The organism is Pseudomonas sp. ICMP 460 (assembly GCF_002723595.1).
Taxonomy (GTDB): Bacteria; Pseudomonadota; Gammaproteobacteria; order Pseudomonadales; family Pseudomonadaceae; genus Aquipseudomonas; species Aquipseudomonas kitaguniensis.
Genome location: NZ_LKBR01000048.1, coordinates 1 through 9980, shown reverse-complemented (window position 1 = coordinate 9980; position 9980 = coordinate 1). Strand labels below are relative to the sequence as shown.

General features: G+C 61.3%; 9 protein-coding genes. 8 read left to right on the top strand and 1 reads right to left on the bottom strand.

Annotated features, from left to right (window positions below; all coding sequences use genetic code 11):
- Nucleotides 1–76 precede the first annotated feature (76 nt).
- Nucleotides 77–835, bottom strand: a complete 759-nt coding sequence (locus tag AO240_RS23760; protein ID WP_099239767.1) for a hypothetical protein — start codon at nucleotides 833–835, stop codon at nucleotides 77–79.
- Between the two features lie 468 nt (nucleotides 836–1303).
- On the opposite strand from AO240_RS23760, the gene AO240_RS23755 reads away from it, so the two are divergent.
- From AO240_RS23755 to AO240_RS23715, 8 genes are all read left to right on the top strand, one after another.
- Nucleotides 1304–1801: a DUF6231 family protein gene (locus tag AO240_RS23755; protein WP_099239765.1), complete on the top strand. Its 498-nt coding sequence runs from the start codon at nucleotides 1304–1306 to the stop codon at nucleotides 1799–1801.
- Nucleotides 1802–1805: 4 nt separating this feature from the next.
- Nucleotides 1806–2276 (top strand): YchJ family protein, encoded by a 471-nt coding sequence (locus tag AO240_RS23750; RefSeq protein WP_058412381.1) that lies wholly within the window; start codon nucleotides 1806–1808, stop codon nucleotides 2274–2276.
- Nucleotides 2277–2297: 21 nt separating this feature from the next.
- Nucleotides 2298–2780 carry an LEA type 2 family protein gene (locus AO240_RS23745; RefSeq protein ID WP_099239763.1) on the top strand — a complete coding sequence of 161 codons (483 nt, stop codon included), beginning with the start codon at nucleotides 2298–2300 and terminating at the stop codon, nucleotides 2778–2780.
- Entirely contained in the window at nucleotides 2777–2977 is a 201-nt protein-coding gene (locus AO240_RS23740) for an SEC-C metal-binding domain-containing protein (protein WP_003189235.1), read from the top strand. The genes AO240_RS23745 and AO240_RS23740 overlap by 4 nt, the downstream gene beginning before the upstream one ends.
- Nucleotides 2978–3158: 181 nt before the next feature.
- Nucleotides 3159–3803 (top strand): glutathione binding-like protein, encoded by a 645-nt coding sequence (locus AO240_RS23735; protein WP_099239761.1) that lies wholly within the window; start codon nucleotides 3159–3161, stop codon nucleotides 3801–3803.
- A 165-nt stretch (nucleotides 3804–3968) separates the two neighbouring features.
- A complete protein-coding gene (locus AO240_RS23730; RefSeq protein WP_099239759.1) occupies nucleotides 3969–6410 on the top strand; it encodes a penicillin acylase family protein in 2442 nt (813 codons plus the stop codon).
- A gap of 415 nt (nucleotides 6411–6825) precedes the next feature.
- Nucleotides 6826–7830 carry a ligase-associated DNA damage response exonuclease gene (locus tag AO240_RS23720; protein WP_099239755.1) on the top strand — a complete coding sequence of 335 codons (1005 nt, stop codon included), beginning with the start codon at nucleotides 6826–6828 and terminating at the stop codon, nucleotides 7828–7830.
- Complete coding sequence (locus AO240_RS23715; RefSeq protein ID WP_099239753.1) at nucleotides 7827–9461, top strand: ATP-dependent DNA ligase; 1635 nt, start codon at nucleotides 7827–7829, stop codon at nucleotides 9459–9461. The genes AO240_RS23720 and AO240_RS23715 overlap by 4 nt, the downstream gene beginning before the upstream one ends.
- Nucleotides 9462–9980 lie beyond the last annotated feature (519 nt).

The following is a 9980-nucleotide window of genomic DNA, read 5'->3' as shown; positions in this document are numbered from 1 at the left end:
CGCGATGGCATCAACTCGGTAAGCCTGATGGTCCGAGGTGCCTGCATCGCGAGCAAGCCCGCTGCCACCGATGCGCTTAAAGCCTCTGCACAGTCACAGACCCAGCCGGCCCCGCTACGCCTGGCTGCCCTTCCAACCCTGGCCGGCCCTTATCACCGCCATCAGCCCGGTAAACCAGGCAACCCTTGGACTGCCCGCCTCTACCCGGCTTGCCAGCCGTACCCGCCAAACCACCCGCGCCACCGTCAACCCACACCTTGATGTTCTCGGCAGGGAAACTCTGCGGCAGCTCAAGCCGCACCTGCGCACCGGCCGCGCCCGGCAGCCCGTCGCCGCCGTTATCGCCGTTGGCCCCACGCCCAGCCGAACCCCACGTACAACCCGGGTCCTCACCATTCGCGCCATCCAGCCCGGCATAACCTTGCGCACCCGCACCGCCGCGCGCATCCACCGACAACTCCTCAGCGGTCAGCGCATTAATCCGCAACGTCAAATCACGCCCCGCTCTGGCGGGTTTTTCATGCGTGCCGGGCGCCCCGCGCGAGGTAATCTGGCTGCCATGGTCCAACTGCGCGTTGCGCACCTGCAGTTGCAGCCCGGTATTGCCGGGAGCGATGGCGATACGCGCCTCACGCCCCAAGTGCAGCTCGTCGATGCTGACCTGGCTGATCGTCGCCGGCACCAACAACGTGCCGTAATCGGCCACATCCAGGCGTTCCAGTTGCAACACACTGGTGCTGCTGGGCAGACGCATCAACGAATTGGTTTCAACACTGACGCTCTGAGCCAGGGCAATGGGGCTGACCAACAGGGCCAACAGAAAAACCTTACGCATGATTGGCGTCCTTGTTCATTTGATTAATCGCTACAGACATCGACAGGCTGCGCACATGGAACATCCCCACCAGCAGAATCTGCCAGCGGTCACGCCGCACCTGCCTATTATTCTTTGGGCGCACAGTACCGACTTCTACAGGCCATTTGCCAGTGAAGCTTGAAAAAACTTGATGAAGGGCTTGATGAAGGGACAGTTGGCGCGGTTCGCCAGCAATGCCCCTGTGGCAACCCCGGGGCAAATACCGTCAAGGGTAGCGCAGTACGCATGATGCTCATCTGATTTCCCCTGAGGGGATCGGCGGGGGCCGACGGATGGATTAAAGACCGCTCTTTTCATCTGCGCCCGTCAGCCGCACCCCAGGATTTATTGAGGATCGTGCCCTTCGCAGGTTTTTTCAGCGTCGCGCGCTCTAGGCCCGCACGCTCAGCCGCGCTAGTCTCTAGGGTCATGATGTGAGGATCTCTGATGAGCGCTGGTATTTCTTCCCGTACGCCACAGCAAGCGTTGGCAGCGTTGCTGGCTTTGCACCGGCCCAAACGCCTGTTGTTATTGGGTGCCAGCCAGTTTCCGGCGCTTGAGGCATTCCGGGCCGAGCACCCGGACACCCAAGTGTCCATCGCCGCGCCCGGGCCGTTGCCTGCGCCATTGGCGGCGCAGCGTTTTGACTTGGCGCTGGTGGTCGACTGCCTGGAACACCTGTCAAAACCACAGGGCCTGACCTTGCTCGGCGGCATTCGCAACCTGAATGCCAGCCGCATTGCCGTGCTGGTGGACCTGAGCGCATGTGGCTGGCAGGAAACCGACTTTTTCTCCCTGGCCCTGCAGGCCGGCGAGCGTTTCCAGCGCGATGATCAGGTTTTGACGCTGTTTACCTATGATCTGCTTGACTATAAACAGGTGCCGGACTGGCTCAATGCGCGCTTCTGGGCCAACCCGGAAAACTTCGGAAAGTATTGGTGGTAACCCGATGAGTACATCCATTTGCCCCTGCGGCAGTGGCAACCTGCTGGATGCCTGCTGCGGCCATTATCACGCAGGCCACCCGGCGCCCTGCGCCACGGCGCTGATGCGCTCGCGCTACAGCGCCTATGTACTGGGCCAGGTGGATTACCTGGTGGCGACCACGTTGCCTGCACAACAGGCCGGCCTGGACCGTAACGCCATCAGCGCCTGGAGCGCGCAAAGCACCTGGCTCGGGCTTGAGGTAGAAAGCTCCGAAGTGTTTGGCGGCCAACCGGAACATGCCTTTGTGACCTTTACCGTGCGCTGGCATGACAGCACCGGTGAACACAGCCACCGTGAACAGTCGTCTTTCGTACAGCATGACGGGCGCTGGTACTTCATCGACCCAACGGTGGAGGTGAAGGTCGGGCGCAATGATGTATGTTTGTGTGGCAGCCAGCAAAAATTCAAGAAGTGCTGTTCCGCCTACCTCTAACGACCTCACAGGGATAACGCCATGCTTAGGATTTACAGCTTGATGCTGGCGTTGGCCCTGAGTCTGACCGGCTGCGCCTCGTGGTTTGAAGACGATTCGCCGCCGCCTCACGTCGCGTTGGTGAAAGTCGAAGTGGTGCGCGCCAAATTGCTCGAGCAGAAGTTCAAGCTGTACTTTCGCGTGGACAACCGCGACGACGAAGACCTTACGGTGCGCGGCCTGATCTACAAAGTCAGCCTGGGCGACTTTGTGCTGACCGAAGGCGAGTCCAACGAATGGTTGACCGTACCGCCGCGCGGTCATGCTTTTTTCAGGGTGTCGGTACGCACCAACCTCTGGCCGCAGATACGTGACGTGGTGCAGATGCTGAAAAACCCGAGCAAGCCGGTGCCCTATCGCTTGGAGGGCGAGCTGAAAACCGGATTATTCATCGGTTATGACGTGCAGGTGGCTCACAATGGCGAGATAATCCCCGGCGATTTTATTCCGGAGCGACATCGATGACTCAGCAACCCCATGTGCATGGTCCTGACTGCAATCACGATCATGATCACCATGATCACGACCACGGCCATGTCCACGGTCCGAACTGCGGCCACGCCCACCAGGAGCCGGTACGCAACGCGTTGAAGGATGTTGGCCGCAACGATCCTTGCCCCTGCGGCAGCGAGAAAAAATTCAAGAAGTGCCACGGGGCGTAAATTACTCCCCGATGCGGCCGTCACGCTGAAGATCTAATGGTGGGAGGGGCGGTTCAACTGGCTCCCTTCCACATTTAATTGCCGGTGAAAGGCGTCTAAGGTTAGACGCAAATATTTGATTGAATTTTCGTGCCGCCAGCATCACCTAATCCTATAGGCATTGGCTTATTTGGAGAGCGGCATGATTGACCTGTACTACTGGACAACGCCCAACGGGCACAAAGTATCGCTGTTCCTGGAAGAAGCCGGTCTGCCCTACACGGTGCACCCCGTCAACATCGGCCAGGGCGATCAGTTCAAACCGGACTTTTTGAAGATCGCTCCGAATAACCGCATCCCGGCCATCGTCGATCAGCAACCGAGCGACGGCGGCGCGCCGATTTCGCTGTTCGAGTCCGGCGCCATCCTGTTGTACCTCGCGGAAAAAACCGGCCAATTCATTCCAAAAGACCTGCGCGGTCGCCAGGAAACGCTGCAATGGCTGTTCTGGCAAATGGGCGGGCTGGGGCCGATGGCCGGGCAGAACCACCACTTCAGCCAGTTCGCGCCGGAGAAAATCCCCTACGCAATCAAGCGCTATGTCGAGGAAACCGCGCGTCTTTACGGCGTATTGGACCGTCGCCTGGCGGATCGAGCGTTCGTGGCCGGTGAGGACTACAGCATTGCCGACATGGCCATCTACCCATGGATTGTGTCGCACAAATGGCAGGGCCAGCGCCTTGAGGACTTCCCGCACGTGCACCGTTGGTTCAACAGTATTCAGCAACGGCCGGCGACTGTTCGCGCGTATGAACTGGTGCAGAAGGTCAACCCGCCCAAGGCCTGAGCGCAACATTCACTCGATGCAATGTGGGAGCGTGCGTGCTGACTCCCACATTGCGCGGCCCAAGACTCAAGATCTCACGCTTAACCTAAACTCCTGCTTGCGTCGCTTCGCCGCGCTCACTAACGTAGCGCCTTTAATGACGCTACCCCCCGCAGGAGCTTTGCCATGGCCTCGCCAGCCCTCTCACATTTTCTTCCCCGATTCGGCGTTGCCGCGGCAGTGGCCAGTGCATTAAGCCTGGCCGGTTGTCAGCTCCAGAGCACCCAGGACACCCTGCCGCCGGTTGCCGGCGTGCAGCCGATCAAAGGCTTGGCGCAGAATGTTTCGGTGCGCCGCAATACCCAAGGCATGCCGCTGATCGAAAGCAATACCTTCCATGACGCGCTGTTCAGCCTCGGCTATGTGCACGCCAGCGACCGCATCACCCAGATGGTCACCTTGCGCCTGCTGGCCCAGGGCCGTCTGGCGGAAATGTCTGGCCCGCAAGCGCTGGATGTCGACCGGTTGATGCGCGCGGTCAACCTGAAAAAAAGCGCCGGCGAGCTGTATAACGCCTCGTCGCCGCGCCTCAAGCGCTTCTTCGAAGTGTATGCGCGTGGCGTCAACGCCTACCTGTTCCGCTACCGCGACAAGCTGCCGGCGGACCTCGCCCAAAGCGGCTACAAGCCCGAATACTGGAAGCCGGAAGATTCGGCGTTGTTGTTCTGCCTGCTGAATTTCAGCGAATCGAGCAACCTGCAGGAAGAACTGTCGTCGCTGGTGCTGGCGCAAAAAGTCGGCATCGACAAGCTCGCCTGGCTGACCCCAAGCGCGCCGGATGAAGCGGTGCCCGTGGCCGAAACCGACAAGCTCAAAGGCGTCAACCTCAGCCAGATCACCGGCCTTGCCGGGCTGGACACAGTCAGCCAGCAATTAAGCAGCCTCAACGCGTTGGCCGTGACCACTTCAAGCAACTGGGCCATCGGCCCGCAACGCAGCCGCAGCGGTAAAAGCCTGCTGGCCGGCGACCTCGCGGCCCAGCCGCAAGCGCCGTCGCCGTGGAGCTACGTGCAGATTCGCGCGCCCAAATACCAGGCCGTTGGCGCCTCGATTGCCGGCCTGCCGACGCTGTTGTCGGGTTTCAACGGCAAAGTCGCGTGGAGCATGAGTTCGGTCAAGGGCGACACTCAGGACCTGTTCCTGGAGAAGGTCAAACGCCAAGGCAGCGCGCTGTATTACGAGAATAACGGCAAGTGGCTACCAGCGATCGTGCGTAACGAAACCTACCTGGTCAAAGGCCAGCGGCCACTGCGCGAAGTGGTTTACGAAACGCGCCACGGCGCCTTACTCAACAGCAGCCAGGCGTTGACCACAGGTTTGGGCCTGGCCCTGCAAACCGCCGACTTCAAAGACGACAGGAGCCTCGACGCGTTTTTTGACCTGTCGCGCGCGCAAACTGCCGCCAAGGCCTCGGACGCAACGCGCGAGATCCGCGCCATCGCGTTGAACATGATCTTCGCCGACGCCAGCAACATCGGCTGGCAAGTCACCGGCCGCTTCCCCAACCGCCGCGAAGGCGAAGGTTTGCTGCCCTCGCCGGGCTGGGATGCGCGCTTTGACTGGGACGGTTACGCCGACGCGATGCTGCACCCGTATGATCAGGACCCGGCCCAAGGCTGGATCGGCACCGCCAACCAGCGCACTGCACCGCGCGGCTATGGCATGCAATTGTCGAACTCTTGGGATGCACCGGAGCGCAGTGAACGCCTGGCGCAACTGGCCAACGCCGGCAAGCATGACACGCGCAGCATGATCGCCATGCAGTACGACCAGACCACCACGTTTGCCGCCAAGCTCAAGGGCATGTTCCAGGCGCCAGGCATGGCCCAGCCGCTGAAACAGGCGATTGACGCATTGCCGGCGGCCGACCAGGCCAAGGCACGCGAAGCACTGAGCCGCCTGATGGCTTTCGACGGTCGCCTCGTAGCGACCTCCGCCGACGCGGCAATCTACGAACTGTTCCTGCAGGAAAGTACCCGGCAGATCTTCCTCGACGAGCTCGGCCCGGAAAACAGCGCCAGCTGGAAAGCCTTTGTCAGCAACGCCAACCTGTCCTACTCGGCGAACGCCGACCACCTGCTGGGCCGTGAAGACAGCCCGTTCTGGGACGACGTGCGCAGCGCACAAAAGGAAGACAAACCCGCGATCCTCGCACGCAGCCTTGCCGCCGCGATCAGCGCCGGCGACAGCCAACTGGGCGGCGATCACAAGGCCTGGCAGTGGGGCAAACTGCACAGCACCACGTGGAAGAACATCAACGGCCAGGTCATCCGCGGCCCATTTGCCAGTGGTGGCGACCACAACACGCTGAACCCGGCAGCGTATAGCTGGGGGCAGAGTTTCGACACCACCCAAGTGCCGGCGCTGCGCATGATCGTCGACTTCGGCCAAGCCGAACCGATGATGGGCCAAGGTGGCACCGGCCAGTCCGGCAACCCGGCAAGTGCGAACTATGCAGACGGCATCGACCCGTCGCTCAAGGCGCAATACCTGAGCTTCCCGATGCAGCCGCAGAACTTTGACAAGGCGTATGGGAAGACGCGCTTGACGCTGACGCCCGGCAAATAGACTGGCTTTAGCGCCTATCCGTTATTGGGGTAACGGGGCGCTTCTCAGATCAACGTCACAAGCCAAACGCGGCCAACGGTGGGCTTTTGTGGGAGCGGGCTTGTGTGGGAGCGGGCTTGTGTGGGAGCGGGCTTGTGTGGGAGCGGGCTTGTGTGGGAGCGGGCTTGTGTGGGAGCGGGCTTGCTCGCGATGGCATCAACCCCGGTACGCCTGATTTACCGAGGCGCCTGCATCGCGAGCAAGCCCGCTCCCACACACAGCAAAAGCAGATCTGCTGTGTCTGCAACAGCCGCCGTTGATCTGCTTCAACCACTCAGGCCGCCGCAGATGTAGAGCAGCGCCCAGCTTCAATCTGATAGAACTTCTAGCCCCACACCCGCCTCATACCTGATAAGCCCACACCCACGGCACGCCCATGGACCTCGTCATCGCCCGGCCCGAAGGCCTCTACTGCCCCGCTGGTGATTTCTATATCGATCCCTGGCGCCCGGTTGAACGTTCAGTCATCACCCACGCCCACGGCGACCACGCCCGCACCGGCAACCAGCACTACCTGGCCGCCGCGCCCGGCGAAGGCATTTTGCGCTCGCGCCTGGGCCAGGACATCAACCTGCAAACCCTGGCTTACGGCGAAAAGCTCGTGCATCACGGTGTCACTTTAAGTTTTCACCCGGCCGGGCATGTACTCGGCTCAGCCCAAGTGCGCCTGCAATACCAAGGCGAAGTTTGGGTGGCGTCCGGCGACTACAAAGTCGAACCCGACGGCACCTGCGCGCCTTTCGAGCCGGTGCGCTGCCATACGTTTATCACCGAATCGACCTTCGGCCTGCCGATCTACCGCTGGCAACCGCAAGCGCAAATCTTTGCCGGGATCAACGACTGGTGGCAGGCCAACATCGCTGCCGGCAAAGCCAGCGTGTTGTTCTGTTATTCCTTCGGCAAAGCCCAACGCATCCTGCATGGGATCGACGCCAGCATCGGACCGATCCTCAGCCACGGTGCCGTGGAGCCGCTGAACCGTGTGTACCGCGAGGCCGGCATCTACATTCCCGAAACGCTCTACGCCGGTGACTTCAACAAGGCCGACCCACTGCTGCGCCAAGCCTTGATCATCGCCCCGCCGTCCGCCGGAGGCAGCAGTTGGATAAAGCGCTTCGGCGACTACAGCGACGCCTTCGCCAGCGGCTGGATGCGCCTGCGCGGTACGCGGCGGCGGCGCGGTGTGGACCGGGGTTTTGTGCTTTCGGACCATGCCGATTGGCCGGGACTGTTGTGGGCCATCGAACAAACCGGCGCCGAACGGGTGATGGTCACCCACGGCTCCGTCGGCGTTTTGGTGCGCCACCTGCGCGAGAAAGGCCTGGACGCCCAAGGCTTCACCACCGAGTACGGCGATGACGAAGAAGAGGCCAGCGCATGAAAGCCTTCGCCGAGTTGTACGCCAACCTCGACGCCACCACCTCCAGCAATGCCAAGCTGGCCGCGTTGCAAGCTTACTTTTTGCAGGCTGCGCCGGAAGACGCGGCGTGGGCAGTGTATTTCTTGTCCGGCGGGCGGCCGCGTCAATTGGTGCCCACGCGCTTGCTGCGCGACATGGCCACCGAAGCGTCGGGCATCGAAGCGTGGCTGTTTGAAGAGAGCTACCAGTCGGTGGGCGACCTGGCCGAAACTATTTCGCTGCTGTTACCCGAATCGACCTACACCTCACAAGACGGGCTGGCCGTGTGGCTGGAAGAAAAACTGTTGCCGCTGCGTGGCTTGCCGCCGCTGGAACTGGCCGAACGCTTGCCCGCGTTATGGGCACAACTGGATCAGCCGAGCTTGATGGTCTGCATCAAGCTGATCACCGGCAGTTTTCGCGTCGGCGTGTCCAAATTACTCGTCACCCGCGCGCTTGCCGCCATGGCCGACCTGGACAGCAAACGCGTGGCGCAACGGTTGGTGGGCTACACCGACCTGTCGAACCGTCCGACAGCACAGGGCTACCTCAAGCTGATCGCCGCCGAATCATCCGACGAACATGCGCAACGCGGCGGTCAGCCTTATCCGTTTTTTCTGGCTCATGGGCTGGCGCAACCGGTGGAGCAATTCGACGCCTTGCTCGGTTCGCCGGCCGACTGGCAAGTGGAATGGAAGTGGGATGGCATTCGCGCGCAGTTGGTCAAACGTGAGGGCCGGCTGTGGATCTGGTCGCGCGGCGAAGAGTTGGTGACCGAGCGTTTCCCTGAGCTGCACAGCCTCGTCAGCGGCCTGCCGGATGGCACGGTGATCGACGGTGAAATCGTGGTGTGGAAGGACTCGGTACAACCGTTCGCGCTGCTGCAACAGCGCATCGGCCGCAAGACCCTGAGCAAAAAAGTCCTTGAGGATGCGCCGGTCGCGGTGCTGGCCTACGACCTGCTTGAGCATCAGGGCGACGACTGGCGCAGCCACACGCAAGGTGAGCGCCGCGCCCAGCTTGAAAAAGTCATCGCGGCCTGCAATCAACCGGTGCTGCAAGCCTCGCCGCTACTGACGGGCACGACGTGGCAGGCGCTGGCCGAACAGCGTGAAGACTCGCGCCGCCTCGGCGTGGAAGGCATGATGCTCAAAGCGCGCGACGGCCTGTACGGCGTGGGCCGCACCAAAGACATGGGCGTGTGGTGGAAATGGAAGGTCGACCCGTTCAGCGTTGACGCGGTGTTGATTTACGCGCAGCGCGGGCATGGCCGACGGGCCAGCCTTTATAGCGACTACACGTTTGCGGTATGGGACGGCGCGCCCGGCAGTGAACGCACGCTGGTGCCATTTGCCAAAGCCTACTCAGGCTTGACTGACGAAGAAATGCGCAAGGTTGATGCGATTGTGCGCAAAACCACGTTGGAGAAGTTTGGCCCGGTCAGCAGTGTGACCCCAAGCATGGTGTTTGAGTTGGGCTTCGAGGGCATCGCCTTGTCCAAGCGCCACAAGAGCGGCATTGCGGTGCGGTTTCCGAGGATGTTGCGCTGGCGGCAGGATAAGCGCGTGGAAGAAGCCGACACGCTGGTCACGCTGCAGGACTTACTGAGCTGACATAAATCCCCTGTGGGAGACCCCACTGCATCTTTGATGTAGCGCTGTCGCGCAGCAAATGGGCTTGGGGGGTTCTTGGGATTTTCGTGCATATCCGTTCTTTGGGGGATGGGTTGTATCGGTTTCGCTCTTACAGCGAGTCACTTTTGATAGAGCCCAAAAGTAACCAAAACGCTCTCGCCCCACCACTCGGTGCCTTTATCGGTTTCGCTCTTACAGCGAGTCACTTTTGATAGAGCCCAAAAGTAACCAAAACGCTCTCGCCCCACCACTCGGTGCCTTGCTTAGGCTCGGCATGCCCGCCCACAGGCTTGAATCCGTGGGCCGCCGCGATGGGCCATCCTTGGCCCAGCGCGGCTAACCCGGCGNCCTTGGCCCAGCGCGGCTAACCCGGCGTCCTGCCGGGTTACCCACGGATTCAAGCCTGCGTGCGGCCATCGTGGTTTAACGGGGCGCTTCTCAGATCAAGATCACAAAGATCAAGAGCAAGAGCACGGCGGCCTGAAAGCCGACCTGAGT